The 16,216-nt window shown below is 61.2% G+C and carries 14 protein-coding genes; 3 read left to right on the forward strand and 11 right to left on the reverse strand.

Annotated elements, in window-relative coordinates:
- Positions 1-17: 17 nt before the first annotated feature.
- From IF189_RS01180 to IF189_RS01190, 3 genes are read left to right on the forward strand one after another with little or no spacing between them, the layout of a single operon-like run.
- The gene (locus IF189_RS01180) at positions 18-1,121 is read left to right on the forward strand and encodes an efflux RND transporter periplasmic adaptor subunit (protein ID WP_192552701.1); all 1,104 of its coding nucleotides are present in this window, start codon (positions 18-20) and stop codon (positions 1,119-1,121) included.
- Positions 1,118-2,182 (forward strand): efflux RND transporter periplasmic adaptor subunit, encoded by a 1,065-nt coding sequence (locus IF189_RS01185; protein ID WP_134825121.1) that lies wholly within the window; start codon positions 1,118-1,120, stop codon positions 2,180-2,182. The genes IF189_RS01180 and IF189_RS01185 overlap by 4 nt, the downstream gene beginning before the upstream one ends.
- Positions 2,179-5,226 carry an efflux RND transporter permease subunit gene (locus IF189_RS01190; protein WP_134825122.1) on the forward strand — a complete coding sequence of 1,016 codons (3,048 nt, stop codon included), beginning with the start codon at positions 2,179-2,181 and terminating at the stop codon, positions 5,224-5,226. The genes IF189_RS01185 and IF189_RS01190 overlap by 4 nt, the downstream gene beginning before the upstream one ends.
- A 34-nt stretch (positions 5,227-5,260) precedes the next feature.
- On the opposite strand, the gene IF189_RS01195 is transcribed toward IF189_RS01190, so the two are convergent.
- The 11 genes from IF189_RS01195 to tcyJ form a co-directional block, all read right to left on the reverse strand.
- Positions 5,261-5,887, reverse strand: coding sequence for a class I SAM-dependent methyltransferase (locus IF189_RS01195; RefSeq protein WP_134825123.1), 627 nt, complete (start codon positions 5,885-5,887; stop codon positions 5,261-5,263).
- A gap of 48 nt (positions 5,888-5,935) precedes the next feature.
- Positions 5,936-6,580 carry a methionine ABC transporter permease gene (locus tag IF189_RS01200; RefSeq protein WP_065261159.1) on the reverse strand — a complete coding sequence of 215 codons (645 nt, stop codon included), beginning with the start codon at positions 6,578-6,580 and terminating at the stop codon, positions 5,936-5,938.
- Positions 6,570-7,694: a methionine ABC transporter ATP-binding protein gene (locus IF189_RS01205; RefSeq protein ID WP_134825124.1), complete on the reverse strand. Its 1,125-nt coding sequence runs from the start codon at positions 7,692-7,694 to the stop codon at positions 6,570-6,572. Before IF189_RS01205 ends, IF189_RS01200 begins: the two co-directional genes overlap by 11 nt.
- A 2-nt stretch (positions 7,695-7,696) precedes the next feature.
- Positions 7,697-8,506 (reverse strand): MetQ/NlpA family ABC transporter substrate-binding protein, encoded by an 810-nt coding sequence (locus IF189_RS01210; protein WP_134825125.1) that lies wholly within the window; start codon positions 8,504-8,506, stop codon positions 7,697-7,699.
- Positions 8,507-8,519: 13 nt separating this feature from the next.
- Positions 8,520-9,884, reverse strand: a complete 1,365-nt coding sequence (locus IF189_RS01215) for an LLM class flavin-dependent oxidoreductase (RefSeq protein WP_134825126.1) — start codon at positions 9,882-9,884, stop codon at positions 8,520-8,522.
- Positions 9,884-11,077, reverse strand: a complete 1,194-nt coding sequence (locus IF189_RS01220) for an SfnB family sulfur acquisition oxidoreductase (RefSeq protein WP_192552702.1) — start codon at positions 11,075-11,077, stop codon at positions 9,884-9,886. Before IF189_RS01220 ends, IF189_RS01215 begins: the two co-directional genes overlap by 1 nt.
- Before the next feature lie 25 nt (positions 11,078-11,102).
- On the reverse strand, positions 11,103-12,344 hold the full coding sequence (locus IF189_RS01225; RefSeq protein WP_192552703.1) for an SfnB family sulfur acquisition oxidoreductase: 1,242 nt from the start codon (positions 12,342-12,344) through the stop codon (positions 11,103-11,105).
- A gap of 209 nt (positions 12,345-12,553) precedes the next feature.
- Positions 12,554-13,318 carry a hypothetical protein gene (locus IF189_RS01230; RefSeq protein ID WP_192552704.1) on the reverse strand — a complete coding sequence of 255 codons (765 nt, stop codon included), beginning with the start codon at positions 13,316-13,318 and terminating at the stop codon, positions 12,554-12,556.
- A 474-nt stretch (positions 13,319-13,792) separates the two neighbouring features.
- Positions 13,793-14,542 (reverse strand): L-cystine ABC transporter ATP-binding protein TcyN, encoded by a 750-nt coding sequence (gene tcyN, locus IF189_RS01235; protein ID WP_085712691.1) that lies wholly within the window; start codon positions 14,540-14,542, stop codon positions 13,793-13,795.
- A 4-nt stretch (positions 14,543-14,546) separates the two neighbouring features.
- The gene (gene tcyL / locus IF189_RS01240) at positions 14,547-15,212 is read right to left on the reverse strand and encodes a cystine ABC transporter permease (RefSeq protein ID WP_114881003.1); all 666 of its coding nucleotides are present in this window, start codon (positions 15,210-15,212) and stop codon (positions 14,547-14,549) included.
- A complete protein-coding gene (gene tcyJ, locus IF189_RS01245; RefSeq protein ID WP_085712693.1) occupies positions 15,212-16,012 on the reverse strand; it encodes a cystine ABC transporter substrate-binding protein in 801 nt (266 codons plus the stop codon). Before tcyJ ends, tcyL begins: the two co-directional genes overlap by 1 nt.
- Between the last annotated feature and the right edge of the window lie 204 nt (positions 16,013-16,216).

A 16,216-nucleotide genomic window follows, 5' to 3' on the forward strand; every position in this document is an offset into this window, starting at 1 on the left:
CACAGGAAGGAGTCTGCATGGCGAGTCCCGGATTGAAAACAGCCGCCCTGTTGGGCCTGCTCGCTTTGCTCGCCGCCTGCGGCGAAAAAAAGGCGCCCCAGGAGTATTTGCCGCGGGTCTTCGTGCAAGAGGTCAAGCCTGCGGACTTCGCGGCATCCGTGACCCTCACCGGCGACGTTCAGGCCAGAGTGCAGACCGAATTGTCGTTCCGGGTCGGCGGCAAGATCATCCAGCGCATGGTCGATGTCGGTGACCGGGTCTCGGCCAAACAAGTGCTGGCAAAACTTGATCCCAAGGATTTGCAGACCAACGTCGATTCCGCCCAGGCCCAGGTGCTGGCTGAACAGGCGCGGGTCAAACAGAGCGCCGCCGCGTTCGTCCGTCAGCAAAAACTGTTGCCCAAGGGCTACACCAGCCAGAGCGAATACGATTCCGCGCAAGCGGCATTGCGCAGCAGCCAGAGTGCGCTGAGCGCGGCTCAGGCGCAGTTGGCCAACGCCAAGGATCAGCTGAGTTACACCGCACTGATCGCCGATGCGCCGGGCATCATCACCCAGCGTCAGGCCGAGGTCGGTCAGGTGGTGCAGGCCACGGCACCGATCTTCAGCCTGGCCCGGGACGGCGACCGCGACGCGGTGTTCAACGTGTACGAATCCCTGCTGGCCGAGCGTCCGGCCGAGCGTTCGATTGTCGTCAGCCTGCTCGACAACCCCGCCATCAAGACCACCGGCACCGTGCGCGAAATCACCCCGGCGGTGTCGGCGCAGTCCGGCACGGTGCAGGTCAAGGTCACCCTCGACAGACTGCCCCAGGGCATGCAGCTCGGTTCGGTGGTCAGTGCCACCGCCAAGGGCAGCGGCAAATCGGCGGTGGAGTTGCCCTGGTCGGCGTTGACCAAAAACATCAGCGAACCTGCGGTATGGATGGTCGACGACAAGGGTGAGGCGCAACTGCACAACGTCACCGTCGGCCGCTACCTGACCGGGCACGTGATCATCAGCGAAGGCCTCAAGGGCGGCGAAAAAGTGATCGTTGCCGGTGGGCAACTGCTGCATCCGGGAATGAAAGTCGAGATCGCCGAGAACACCTACAAGGAACTGCAACCGGGAGCACAGCCATGAAGCCTTTATGGGTGATGTCTGTCGGGCTGCTGCTGGTTGCCTGTTCCAAGAGCGAGCCACCGCCTGAACCGGTGCGGCCGGTGTTGTCGATCAAGGTCCAAGCGCTGAACGAGGAAACCCTCGGTCGTTTCGCCGGCAGCATTCAGGCGCGCTACGAGAGCAACACCGGTTTCCGTGTCGGTGGTCGGATTGCCAGTCGTAACGTCGACGTGGGGGCCGAGGTGGAGAAGGGGACGTTGCTCGCCACCCTCGACCCGTCCGACCAGCAGAACCAGTTGCGTTCGGCCCAGGGTGATCTGGCGAAAGTCGAAGCACAACTGATCAACGCCCAGGCCAATGCCCGGCGTCAGCAGGCGCTGTTTGATCGCGGGGTCGGCGCCCAGGCGCAACTGGACATCGCCACCACCGATCTGAAGACCACTCAGGCGTCCCTCGATCAGGCGCGGGCGGCGGTCAATCAGAGCAAGGATCAGCTCGGCTATACCGAACTGCGCTCCGACCACAAAGCCGTAGTCACCGCGTGGAACGCCGAGGCCGGGCAAGTGGTGACGGCCGGCCAGCAAGTGGTGACGCTGGCGCAACCGGACATCAAGGAAGCGGTGATCGATCTGCCGGACACGCTGGTCGATCAGATCCCCAGCGACGTGGTGTTTCTGGTCGCCGCGCAACTCGATCCGAGTATCAACACCACCGCCGTCATCCGGGAAATCGAACCTCAGGCACAAAGCGCCACCCGAACCCGCCGCGCACGCCTGACCCTGGCCAGCACGCCACCGGGATTCCGCCTCGGCACGGCAATCAGCGTGACTCTCAGTTCGGCAATCAAGCCGCGAATCGAATTGCCTGCGACAGCCTTGCAGGAGGCCGACGGCAAAACCCGGATCTGGGTGATCGACCCGCAAAGCAAAACCGTTGCCCCGCGCGACGTCAGCGTGACCAGCCGTACCGACAGCACCGTGGTGCTGGCCGGCGGGGTCAAGTCCGGCGAGCGTGTGGTCAGCGCCGGCGTCAACAGCCTCAAACCCGGACAAGCCGTGAAACTCGACGAGGACAGTCAATGAAAGGGTCTTTCAATCTCTCCGAATGGGCCCTCAAGCATCAGTCGTTCGTCTGGTACCTGATGTTCGTCGGGCTGCTGATGGGGGTGTTCTCGTACTTCAATCTGGGGCGCGAGGAAGACCCTTCATTCACCATCAAGACCATGGTGATCCAGACCAAATGGCCGGGCGCGACCCAGGAGGAAACGCTCAAACAGGTCACCGACCGCATCGAGAAAAAACTCGAGGAACTCGACTCCCTCGACTATGTGAAAAGCTACACGCGACCCGGCGAATCCACGGTCTACGTGTACCTGCGCGACACCACCAGCGCCAAGGACATCCCGGAAATCTGGTATCAGGTGCGCAAGAAGATCGACGACATTCGCGGCCAGTTCCCCCAGGGGATTCAGGGGCCGGGATTCAACGATGAGTTTGGTGATGTGTTTGGCTCGGTCTACGCGTTTACCGCCGACGGCCTGACGATGCGACAACTGCGCGATTATGTGGAACAGGCGCGTGCCGAGATTCGCAACGTGCCGGGGCTGGGCAAGATCGAGATGGTCGGCCAGCAGGACGAAGTGATCTATCTGAACTTCTCCACCCGCAAACTGGCGGCGCTGGGCATCGATCAACGACAAGTGGTGCAAAGCCTGCAATCGCAGAACGCCGTGACCCCGGCGGGTGTGATTGAGGCCGGGCCCGAGCGGATTTCGGTGAGGACGTCCGGGCAATTTGCCTCGGAAAAGGATCTGGCCGAGGTCAATCTCAAGCTCAATGACCGCTTCTATCGACTGGCCGATATCGCTGAAATCAGCCGGGGTTACGTCGACCCAGCGACCCCGGAATTCCGCTTCGACGGCAAACCGGCCATCGGCCTGGCAATCGCCATGCAGAAGGGCGGCAACGTCCAGGCCTTCGGTAAAGCACTGCATGCGCGCATCGATCAACTCACTGCGGACTTGCCGGTAGGCGTTGGCGTACACACCGTTTCCGATCAGGCAGTGGTGGTGGAAGAAGCCGTCGGCGGCTTCACCAGCGCGCTGTTCGAAGCGGTGGTCATCGTGCTGGTGGTCAGCTTTATCAGCCTCGGTGTGAGGGCCGGGCTGGTGGTGGCGTGCTCGATCCCGTTGGTGCTGGCGATGGTGTTCGTGTACATGGAGTACAGCGGCATCACCATGCAGCGGATTTCCCTCGGAGCACTGATCATCGCCCTCGGGCTGCTGGTGGACGACGCGATGATCACCGTGGAGATGATGGTCACGCGCCTGGAAATGGGCGAGACCAAAGAGCAGGCGGCGACGTTCGCCTACACCTCCACGGCGTTCCCGATGCTCACCGGTACGCTGGTGACCGTGGCCGGTTTCGTGCCCATCGGACTCAACGCCAGCTCCGCCGGTGAGTACACCTACACACTGTTTGCGGTGATCGCGGTGGCGATGATCGTGTCGTGGATCGTGGCGGTGTTCTTCGCGCCGGTGATCGGCGTGCACATCCTCAGCACCAACGTGAAACCCCACGAAGCCGAGCCGGGGCGTATCGGGCGAGCGTTCAATCACGGGTTGTTGTGGTCAATGCGCAACCGCTGGTGGTGCATCGGCATCACCGTGCTGTGCTTCGTGCTCTCGGTGTTTTGCATGCGTTTTGTGCAGAACCAGTTCTTCCCGTCTTCCGACCGGCCGGAAATCCTGGTCGACCTGAACCTGCCGCAAAACGCCTCGATCGATGAAACCCGCAAGGCCGTCGACAAACTCGAAGCCACGCTCAAGGGCGACCCGGACATCGTGCGCTGGAGCACTTACATCGGTCAGGGTGCGATCCGTTTCTACCTGCCGCTGGATCAGCAACTGCAAAACCCGTACTACGCGCAACTGGTGATCGTCAGCAAAGACTTCAAGGCCCGGGAAGCCTTGAGTCAGCGCCTGCGAGATCGCCTGCGCCAGGACTTCGTCGGCATCGGCAGCTACGTGCAGGCCCTGGAGATGGGTCCGCCGGTGGGCCGTCCGATCCAGTACCGGGTCAGCGGCAAGGACATCGATCAGGTGCGCAAGCACGCCATCGACCTGGCCACCGAACTGGACAAGAGCCCGCACATCGGCGAGATCATTTACGACTGGAACGAGCCCGGCAAAGTCCTGCGCATCGACATCGCCCAGGACAAGGCGCGGCAGCTCGGGCTGTCCTCGGAGGATGTGGCCAACCTGATGAACAGCATCGTCAGTGGCTCGCCGCTGACCCAGGTCGATGACGATATCTACCTGGTAAATGTGGTCGGGCGGGCGGTGGATTCCGAACGCGGTACACCGGAAACCCTGCAGAACCTGCAGATCGTCACGCCCAACGGCACGTCGATTCCGCTGCTGGCCTTCGCCACCGTGCGTTATGAACTGGAGCAGCCGCTGGTGTGGCGTCGCGACCGTTTGCCGACCATCACCATCAAGGCTTCGGTGCGGGATGAAATCCAGCCGACCGATCTGGTGAAAGTCCTCAAGCCGACCATCGATGACTTCGCCGCCAAACTGCCGGTGGGTTACAAGGTCGCCACCGGCGGTACGGTCGAGGAAAGCGGCAAGGCCCAGGGGCCGATTGCCAAGGTCTTGCCGCTGATGCTGTTCCTGATGGCGACCTTCCTGATGATCCAGCTGCACAGTGTGCAGAAGCTGTTCCTGGTGGCCAGTGTCGCGCCGCTGGGGCTGATCGGCGTGGTGCTGGCGCTGGTGCCGACCGGTACGCCGATGGGCTTTGTGGCGATCCTCGGGATTCTGGCGCTGATCGGCATCATCATCCGCAACTCGGTGATCCTCGTGACGCAAATCGAGGAGTTCGAGCACAAGGGCTACTCGCCCTGGGATGCGGTGGTGGAAGCGACCGAGCACCGGCGCCGGCCGATTCTGCTGACCGCTGCGGCGGCGAGCATGGGCATGATCCCGATCGCCCGGGAAGTGTTCTGGGGGCCGATGGCCTACGCAATGATCGGCGGGATTGTGGTGGCGACACTGCTGACGCTGCTGTTCCTGCCGGCGCTGTATGTGGCCTGGTACAAGATTCGCGAGCCGAAGAAAAACTAGATCAAAAGCTTCCCTCACCCTTGGGTGAGGGGAGTCAGATCTTGCGCCAGACACTCGCCAGCCACGGCTGCTGCTCCCGCGGCAGCCCCGCCGGCCGGTAGTAATGCTCCAGCTCGACGAACCCGGCAGCGGTCAACAACCCGCGCCAGGCTTCCAGATCGTGATACGAGCCATAACGCGGCCCGTTCCAGCCTTCACGGTTGTCCCCGCGTGGATTGGAGCTGAACAGCACACCACCCGGTTTCAGTGTCCCGTGCAACTGCTTCAACACCCTTGGCAATTCCTGCAACGGCACATGGAACAGCACCGCGTTGGCGAAGATCCCGTCGAAGCGTTCTGCGGGCAGATCCAGCTTCAGAAAATCCTGGCACCACACTTCACAGCCACTGTCTTGCCGAGCCATCTGCGCGAATTTTTCCGCACCGTCGAGGCCGACGGCGATGTGACCCATCCGTGTGAAGGTCTGCAAATCCCGCCCCGGTCCACAGCCGAAGTCGAGAATGGAAAACGGCGCTTCAGCCTGAATATGCCGCAGCAGGGCGTCGATGTTCTGGCTGACATCGTGGTCGCGGGTGCCTTCACGAAAATCCTCGGCCACCGAGTTGTAGTGGCCGAGGGTGGTGGAGGTGATCTGTTCCAGATCGATAGGCGTCTGTTTCATGGTCGGACTGCGCTGGCAAAGGATGTTGCCGACTATACGCCATGCAATTCAGCGCTTGTTCAACCCTCGCGCCAGACGGTCGCCGCCCAGTTGAATCACTGCCACCAGCGCCACCAGCAGCACGATCACGGTAAGCATGATCTGGCTGTCGAAGCGTTGATAGCCGTAGCGATAGGCGATGTCGCCCAGACCGCCGGCGCCAATCGCTCCGGCCATCGCCGATGAGTTGATCATCGTCACCAGGGTGATGGTGAAACCGCCAACGATGCCCGGCAGCGCTTCGGGCAACAACACGTGCCAGACAATATGCCAGCGCCGGCAGCCCATGGCTTGCGCGGCTTCGATCAAACCGTGGTCGACTTCGCGCAGGCTCACTTCGGCAATCCGCGCAAAAAACGGCGTGGCCGCGATGGTCAACGGCACGACCGCCGCCCACACACCGTATGTGGTGCCGACGATCAGTCGGGTGAACGGAATCAGCGCAACCATCAGGATTAGAAACGGAATCGAGCGAAACAGATTCACGAACGCACCCAGAGCACGATTCAGCACCGGTGCTTCGTAGATGCCGCCCTTGTCGCTGGTGACCAGAATCACCGCCATGGGAATCCCGGCGAGCAATGCAATCAGCGACGACACGCCGACCATCAGGAACGTGTCGATGAAACCCTGCAGCAAGCGATCAAACCACATAGCCCAGCACCTCCGTGCGTTGTGCCCATTGGCTGGCACGCTGGCGCAATTCCTCGGCGTTCAGCTTCGATCCCGCCACCGCCAGCAGCAATTGCCCGAGCGCGTGGCCCTGAATCCGTTCCACGCCACCCTGGAGCAATTTCACCCGGCCACCGAGGGCGGCGAACAGTGCGGCCAGATCCGGTTCGTCCTGCTGGCTGCCGGTGAACTGCAAACGCAGCACCACGGACGTATCGGACGACGACGGTTGCGCCTGCAAACGGCTTTGCAACTCTTCGGGCAATGCGTGCTGCAACGGTGCGAGCAAGGTCTGGCTGACCTCGTGTTGCGGATTGCCGAACACTTCCCAGACCGGCCCCTGTTCGACGATGCGGCCATGTTCCAGCACGACGACGCGATCGCAGATTTCCCGGATCACCGCCATCTCGTGAGTGATCAGCACGATGGTCAGGCCCAGGCGTTTGTTGATCTCGCGCAGCAGGCCGAGGATCGACTGGGTGGTTTCCGGATCCAGCGCCGAAGTGGCTTCGTCACACAGCAGAATGTCCGGGTCGTGCACCAGCGCGCGGGCGATGCCGACGCGCTGTTTCTGCCCTCCGGACAGCTGCGCCGGATACGCCTTGTGCTTGGTTTGCAGGCCCACCAGCTCCAGCAGTTCGCGAACCTTCTTCTCCCGCTGTTCCTTCGGAACGCCGGCGACTTTCAAAGGCAGTTCGACGTTCTGCCACACCGTTTTTGCCGACATCAGGTTGAAGTGCTGGAAGATCATGCCGATCCGCCGGCGCAGGGCGACGAGGCGATCCTCGTCGTACTCGCCGATGTCCACCTGATCGATCAGCACCCGGCCCGAGGTCGGTTGTTCGAGGCGGTTGATGGTGCGGATCAGCGACGACTTGCCCGCGCCGCTGCGACCGATGATGCCGAACACTTCACCGCGCTGGATCGCCAGGTCGATGCCTTGCAGGGCGGCGACCGGGCCTTGTTTGCCGTCGTAGGTTTTGCCGAGCCCGACGAAACGCACATGGGCGCGGTTCAGTTCGGGATGCAGCTCGGTGCGCTGTGCAAACGCGGGTGGCTCCGGAAGATCCAGTCGCCGTTGAATGGCTGCCGTCATCCTCAGCTTTCCCAACCGGCCTGGTACAGCTTGCCGTGGGCCTTATCCAGCGCGGCGCGAACGGCCGGCGAATGCTGGTAGATGTCGACGAACTTGATCAGGCGCGGATCGGTTTTGCTCTTCGGCTGGATCACGAACTGGATCACGTATTCCTTGTGGTCGAGGCCGTCGAACAGCAGGGCGGAGCCGGCATCGAAAGTCTTCGCCAGACGGATGTAGGCCGGATAGCCCTGGACCAGATCGGCGTCATCGTAGGCGCGCACCAGTTGCACGGCTTCGACCTGGAGGATTTTGATCTTCTTCGGATTGGCGATGATGTCGTCTTCGGTGGCCTTGTAGCCGACGCCCGGTTTCAGGGTGATCAGACCGGCCTTGGCCAGCAGTTGCAGACCGCGTCCGCTGTTGATCGGGTCGTTGGCGATGGCGACGCTGGCGCCTTCCGGCAACTCGTCGAAGCTTTTGTATTTCTTCGAATACAGGCCGACGTTGTTGATGATGCCCGGGGCGAACGGCACCAGGTCGAAACCTGAGGCGGCCTTGGCGTTTTCCAGGAACGGGATGTGCTGGAAGTAGTTCACGTCGATGTCGCCGGCGGCAAGGCTCACGTTCGGCGCGATCCAGTCGGTGAATTCCACCAGCTCGACTTTCAGGCCTTGTTTGGAAGCCTCTTCGACGGCCGCTTCCAGCGGGATCGCGAAGGCGGCGGTGGTGCCGATTTTCAACGGCGCGTCGGCGGCGAACACCGCCGAGCTGAACAGGCCGAAGGCCAGGGCCAGTGCTTTGACTGGGTGGGACAGGAGCTTCTTGGTCATGGTGGTTTTCCAGTCAGTGCGAGGAGGAGTGTCGGTAGTGGGCGCCGGTGTGTTGCTGCGGCAGATGCGCTTCGCCGTGAAACAGTTTTTCCCGCAGGCTGCCGGTGTCGTACGCGGTCTTGTACGAGCCGCGCCGTTGCAGTTCCGGAATCACCAGATCGATGAAATCCACATAGCTTTCCGGGGTGACGATGCGGGTCAGGTTGAAGCCGTCGAGGCCGGTTTCGGCGATCCACGATTCCAGTTCATCCGCCACTTGCTGCGGCGAGCCGACCACGGTGATGTAGCGCCCGCCCAAGGCGTGCTGGTCGAGCAATTTGCGCCGGGTCCAGTCGTTGTTCTGCAGGTTTTTGGTGGCGGACTGGATCGCGTTGCTCTTCACGTACTGGATCGGTTCGTCGATTTCATACTGGGAAAAATCGATCCCGGTGGACGCCGAGAAATGCGCCACGCCCGCTTCGGCGCTGGCGTAGCTCAGGTACTCGGCGTGCTTGGCCCAGGCCGCTTCCTCGGTCTCACCGACGATCACGTTGAGGCCCATGAACACCTTGATGTCTTCGGGCTTGCGACCCGCTTCGACGGCGCTGGCGCGGACCTTGTCTACCTGAACCTTGGTCGACGGCTTGTTCTGACCGCTGATGAACACGCACTCGGCATGACGCCCGGCGAACAGCAGACCGCGCTCCGAACTGCCGGCCTGGAACAGTACCGGCGTGCGCTGCGGCGACGGCTCGCACAGGTGATAACCCTCGACCTGATAGAACTCACCCTTGTGTTCGACCTTGTGCACCTTGTCCGGCTGCGCGTAGATCCGCTGCTGCGGATCGTTGAGCACCGCGCCGTTTTCCCAGCTGCCTTCCCAGAGTTTGTAGAGCACTTCGAGGTACTCGTCGGCCTGGTCGTAACGCCGGTCATGCTCGACCTGTTCGCTCAGGCCCATGGCCTTGGCGGCGCTGTCCAGATAACCGGTGACGATGTTCCAGCCCACCCGCCCGCGGCTCAGGTGATCGAGGGTCGACATGCGCCGGGCGAACAGGTACGGCGGCTCGTAGGTGAGGTTGGCGGTCAGGCCGAAACCCAGATTTTTGGTCACGGCAGACATGGCCGACACCAGCAATAGCGGATCGTTGACCGGCAGCTGGATCGACTCTTTCAGGGTGACGTCCACCGAGTTCTGATAGACGTCGTACACGCCGACGATGTCGGCGATGAACAGCCCGTCGAACAGCCCGCGCTCCAGCAGTTGCGCCAGTTCGGTCCAGTACTCGATGGTCTTGTATCGGGTCGAGGTGTCGCGTGGATGGGTCCACAACCCGTGGTTGATGTGGCCGATGCAGTTCATGTTGAACGCATTGAGCAGGATCTTTTTCTTGCTCATCAGATGGTCCCTCGCAGCGGAGGGTTTTCATCGTTGAGGTAGTAATTGCCGACCGCGTGATATTTCCAGCGCACCGGGTCGTGCAGGGTGTGCACCCGGGCGTTGCGCCAGTGGCGGTCGAGGCCGTGCTCGATCAGGGTGGCCTGGCTGCCGGCCAGTTCAAACAGCGTACTGCCGGCGGCCAGAGAGATTTCGGTGCTGATCGCCCGCGCTTCGGCAACGGCAATCGAGGCCGCCGCAACGGTCTCGGCGTTGGTCTCGGCCTGGGCCGCATCGAGGAATTCGCCGGCGCGTTCGAGCAGGGCTTCGGTGGCGTGCAGGCGGATGCTCAAATGGCCGAAACTCTTGAGGGTCAGCGGGTCTTCAGTGGCCTTGTCATTGCCCGAATCGATCCACGGCCGGGTCTTGCTGCGCACGAAGTGCAGCGCATCTTCGTAGGCGGCGCGGGCGATGCCGGTGTCGATGGCGGCGTGAAGAATCTGCGCCAGCGGGCCGACGGTGGTCGGACGCTCGAAAGCGCTCTGGAACGGGATGACATCTTCGGCGGTGACATACACGTCTTCGAACACCACCGAGCCGCTGCCGGTGGTGCGCTGGCCGAAGCCGCTCCAGTCGTCGATCACGGTCAGGCCTTTGCTGTCACGCGGGACGAAGGCCAGTTGCTGCACGCCATCTTCATCGACCACCGAAGTCGGGATGCGCTGCGCGTAAATCGCACCGGTTGCATAGAACTTGCGGCCGTTGATGCGATAGCTGCTGCCGTCACGTTTGAGGCTGGTGACGCGGTCGTGGGCAGTCTTGGTGCCCAGTTCTGCCAAGGCGTTGCCGAAGCGCTGACCGGCGAGGACTTCGGCGTACAGACGTTGTTTTTGCTCGTGGCTGCCGTTCACCCGCAGCACTTCGAGGGCATAGAAATGGTTCTGCGGAATCTGCCCCAGCGAGCCATCGGCCCGGGCGATCAGGGCGATGACTTTGGCCAGGGTCACGTTGGACACGCCGGCGCCGCCGTACTCCTTGGGCACGCTGATGCCCCACAGGCCAGAGCGGGAAAACACGTCGAGTTCCGGCAGCGGCAGGCGGCGTTCGCGGTCGCGCAGGTTGCTGTCGCGCTGGAAATCTTCGGCCAGGTCGCTGGCGACGATCAGGGCTTGCTCGTCGCTGGTGATGACCGCGACGGGATGGGAAAAGGTCATAGGTTTTTCTCCAGATGTCTGGTCGTCAGATCCAGGAATGGCGAGCCGGCAATTTGCCGTTGAGGCGATAAGCGCCGACTGCGTGGTACTTCCAGCGCACCGGGTCGTGCAGCGTGTGCACCCGGGCATTGCGCCAGTGGCGGTCGAGATTGAATTCGGCGAGGGTGGCGCGGCTGCCGGCCAGTTCGAAGAGCTTTTCGCTGGCCAGCAGCGAGATCTCGGTGGTCAACACCTTGGCTTCGGCCACGGCAATCGAGGCACGGGCGGCGGACTCGGCGGTCAGTGGTGCGGCGTGCACCTGATCCAGCACTTGCCCGGCCTTGCGCAGCAGCGCTTCGGCGGCGTGCAGTTCGATTTTCAGTTTGCCGATGTCGGCGATCACGTAGAGGTCATCGCTGGCGCGTTCGACCTTGGCATCGATCCACGGCCGGGCGCGGGTCTTGACGAATTCGATGGCGTCATCGATGGCGCCACGGGCAATGCCGGCGTCGATCGCCGCTTGAATCAGTTGCGACACGGCGCCCTGGGTGTTGGGTTTTTCGTTGATCTTCCAGTTGTCCACCACAAGACCAGCGTCGACCCGCACGTTGTTCAGCAAGATCGTGCCGCTGGCGGTGGTGCGCTGGCCGAAACCCGACCAGTCATCGACGATGCGCAGGCCCGGAGTGCCACGACGGACAAAGGCCAGCACTTGCTTGCCGTCGTCGTTGAGTGCCTTGACCGCCACCCAGTGGGCGAAGAGGGCTCCAGTGGAATAGAACTTCTGGCCGTTGATCACGTAGTCATCGCCATCGGCGGTGATACGCGCTTTCAGTTCCAGGGTGTCCTTGGTGCCGCGCTCAGGCCCGGCGTTACCGATGCGCCAGCCTTCGAGCACACTCTGCAGCAGCTGCTGTTTCTGCTCTTCGGTGGCGCTGCCGAGGATCAGGTTGATGATGCCGAACTGGTTCTGCGGGATTTGTCCCAGCGCCGGGTCGGCCGCGGAAATGATCGCGAACACCTCGGCCAGGGTGACAAAGGAAACCTGCGGACCGCCGTACTCGCGCGGGATGGCGATGCTGCCCAGGCCGCTGCGGGTGAACTGCTCGATTTCCGCCCACGGCAGCTTGCGCTGACGGTCGCGTTTGGCGGCCTGCACGCGGGCGACTTGCGCCAGTTCATGTGCAGCCTTGATGGCTTGAGCGTCGTTGCGCAGCACTTGCGCGGGCAACAACAACGGGGCGATGTCCAGGTCACTCTGGACGTTTGCGTCTGCCAGACTGGACATCAGTGCCGCTCCTTGGCTGCACGCAATGCCCTGGCGATCTGCACTGGGGTGATTGGGTTCCGGACCATGTTACCTACCTCACATCTCATGAAAAACGCCGCAAAAGTGCGGCGAACGAAAGAATGTCCGGTGGTCCGGTTCATATACCCTAAGCGCGTATAAAATTTAAATAAACTAACTTTTAGGAATATGTATAGACGATCGAAAGCTCACTTGGCTTTGCGCTCCACAGCCATGGGAGTCCGCCTCGGCTGTGCTTTCAGATAAGGATTCACGCAGCCAATCTTCAGGGTGCGGGGCGGCGCCCAGCGCGAGTTGTTGCCGACCCGGTCGATGATGCAATAGGTCACGTCAAGCCGCAGGTCTTCACCCGCTTCGACAATGACTGCCGGTGGCACCCAGACTTGGATTCTCTGGCCGACATCGGCTTGCGTGACAGGGGGCAGATCCATTCGTGCATCACCCCAGCGCAGGGTGATTTCGTCACCCTCGGCCATGTTCAGATAAGGCTCGATGGTCAGAGGGACGCCGCGCTTGATCTGGCTCGGGTTGACCCCACGCCGGCGGATGACGTCTGGAAGGCTGACTGGCAGCAAATACTGGTTTTCCTCTGCGCTGCCTGTTGCGAACTGCCCGCCCGGGCAGTCGAGCTTCACCTGGAGCCGGGCGCCGGTCGACAGCGCCGGGTTTCTCCCGACCTGCATGACCCGATAGTGCACGCAGGGTGAACCGTTGACGATGAAGCTCTCCGGCACCCTGAGGCTGACCGTGCTTCCGATATCGCCGGCAGTCAGCACGCGGGAAGCGACATAGCAGTCATCCCAGAACAGCTCGATCAGATCGCCGCTGTCCATAGCGTCATAAGGTCCGATTTCGACCGACAGGTTGGCGGCCGCCATGAGGTTGATTCCAGTCCCGTGGGTTTGCTCCAGGGTCGGTGGTGGCAGTAGCGGGATGTTTGAAATGCAGGTCATCGTTTTCTCTCCTTGAAGCCTTGCAGCGAAGTCCGTATCTGAAAGAACGAATGGCGTGAATTAATCGGCAATAAAACTTAGGAGTTGCGTACAAGTTTGAAAGTGTCTTGTTGAACTGGCGTGCGCCGGTTGATGACTAGATAAGAGTTCGCCGGAAGAGGTGTCAAGCGAGTGGTTTAGTTAATCCGTGAATTACGGATTAATCAGAAGGTTCCTACGTTGTTGTAGCAGTCGGACTAGGCAGGGAAAGGAAAGAGGCTACAGGTTTTCGCGGTTTTCAGCGTGTTTGACTGTTCGTTCTGCTGAAGCAAGGAATCAGAGTGCGGCGAATTTTATGCGCAGGAAGTTGTTGCGGGACATATATATGTACTGCCTTTGCAAGGGGCGGGTAGTTTATGTTTTGAGAGTAATTTTTTATGTCTTGGAAAACACTACTTCCATCCATGGAAGTGAGTGAGGGTGCAGGCGAAGTTCTCAGCCGTTGTTGCGAAACTTGCTGAGAAACTGTCGTGTGCGTTCTTCTTTCGGATTGGCAAACAGCGCCTTGGCTTCGCCTTGCTCGACGATCACCCCCTTGTCGAAAAACACCACGCGGTTGGCCACGTCACGGGCGAACGCCATTTCGTGAGTCACGATAACCATGGTGCGTTTTTCTTCGGCCAGGCCGCGAATGGTCGCCAGTACTTCGCCCACCAGTTCCGGGTCGAGGGCCGACGTCGGCTCGTCGAACAGGATCACTTCCGGCTCCATCGCCAGCGCCCGGGCAATCGCCACGCGCTGTTGCTGGCCGCCGGACAGGCGCCGTGGATAGGCGTCTTCCTTGCCCGCGAGGCCGACCTTGGCCAGCAGCTTCTTGCCCAGGGCAATGGCTTCGTCGCGAGGCGTCTTCTTGACCACGATCGGGCCTTCGATGACGTTCTCCAGGGCGGTGCGGTGGGGGAACAGGTTGAAGTTCTGGAACACGAAGCCCACATGCTGGCGCAGGGTGCGCACCAGATTCTGCTGCTGGTTCAAGGGACGACCGGTATCGATTTCGATATCGCCGACCTTGATCCGGCCGCTGGTGGGTTGTTCGAGGAAGTTCAGGCAGCGCAGAAACGTGGTCTTGCCCGAGCCGCTGGGGCCGATGATTGCCACGACCTCGCCTTCTTTCACTTCAAGATCGATGCCGTTGAGCACGACTTGACCCTTGAACTGCTTTGTCAGTTTTTCCACGACAATCATGGGGTCAGGACTCCTGGTCGTGCCGATTGACCCGCTCTTCCAGCTTGTTCTGGAAGTGCGACAGCACTGTGGCCAGAATCCAGTAGATCAGCGCGGCGGCAAGATACATGGTGAAGACTTCGAAAGTCCGGGCGGTAATCAGCTGTGCCTGACGGAACAGCTCCGGCACCTGAATGGTGGCGGCCAGCGCGGTGTCCTTGACCAGTGAAATGAAGCTGTTGCCCAGCGGCGGCAACGCCGTGCGCATGGCTTGCGGCAGGATGGCCCGGCGCAGGGTCTGCGCGCGGGTCATGCCGATGCTTGCAGCCGCTTCCCACTGACCACGTTCGATGGAGCCGATCGCGGCACGCAGGATTTCACAGGCATAGGCGGCCATGTTCAGCGAGAAACCGATCAGGGCTGCCGGCAGCGGGTCGAGTTCCAGCCCCAGTTGCGGCAGGCCGTAATAGATCACGAACAGCTGCACCAGCAACGGCGTGCCGCGAAAGAACGACACGTAGATGCGGGCCAGCCAGCTGACCGATTTGAAACGCGACAGGCGCATCAGCGCCAGGCCAAAGCCCAGCAGCAGGCCGAAAAACATGCCGCCGAGGCTGAGGACTACCGTGTAGTACGCGCCCTTGAGCAGAAAGGGCGCGGAGTCCAGTGCGAGTTGGAAAGCTGCTTCCATTATTTGGTGACGTCAGCTTGGAAGTACTTTTCCGAGATCTTGGCCAGGGTCCCGTCGGCACGCAGCTCGTCGAGGGCCTTGTTCACGGCCGCCAGCAGTTCTGGCTCGCCTTTGCGCAGGGCGATACCGGATTCCTGACGGGAGAACGCCTGACCGGCCGCTACGGTTTTCGGTGCTTTCTTGGCGTACTCGAGGGCGGCCAGACGGTCGATCAGAATCGCGTCGGTACGGCCGTTGTTCAGGTCGGCGAACTTGGTCGGATCATCGTCGTAGGTACGCACGTCGGCACCCGGCACGTTGGCGCGAACCCATTGCTCGTAGTTGGTGCCCAGGCCTACGCCGACTTTCTTGCCAGACAGGTCGGCGGCGGTCTTGATGTTCAGCGCAGCTTCCTTGTCCTTCAGCACCAGCGCCTGAATCCCGGAGATGGTGTACGGCTCGGAGAAGTCATACTTCTTCTTGCGCTCGTCGGAGATGGTCACCTGGTTGACTACAACGTCCAGACGCTTGGATTCCAGCGCGGCGAGGATGCCGTCCCACTTGGTTGGCTGGATCTTGGCCTTGACGCCCAGCTTCTTGGCCAGGGCTTCGGACAGTTCGACTTCGAAGCCCGACAGCTTGCCGTCGGCATCAACGAAGCTGAACGGTGGGTAAGTGCCTTCCAGGCCGACGTTGATAACGCCTTTGTCCTTGATCTGTTGCAGTTGCTCACCGGCAACGGCGCTGCTGATCAGACCGGCGCTCAGTGCCAGGCCCAGCGAACCTACCAGCAGATTTCGACGTAGTGCGGAAAGAATCATGACAAGCCCCTGTGTTTTCTTATGGAAGACGCTTAAGGAAAGTTGGCGAATCCGGGAATTGGACGACAGCGCTATCCTGCCTTAAAGCAGCTTATGCGTCTCTCGCGATATTCGCCTGCGGCGAGACTATAAGACTGTTTTTTTAGAATGGAAAATAATGAATTTTCAATTTGTTATTCGTATGTGGAATATGAGTTTCCCGTA

This window comes from Pseudomonas sp. IzPS59 (assembly GCF_014863505.1).
Taxonomy (GTDB): domain Bacteria; phylum Pseudomonadota; class Gammaproteobacteria; order Pseudomonadales; family Pseudomonadaceae; genus Aquipseudomonas; species Aquipseudomonas kribbensis.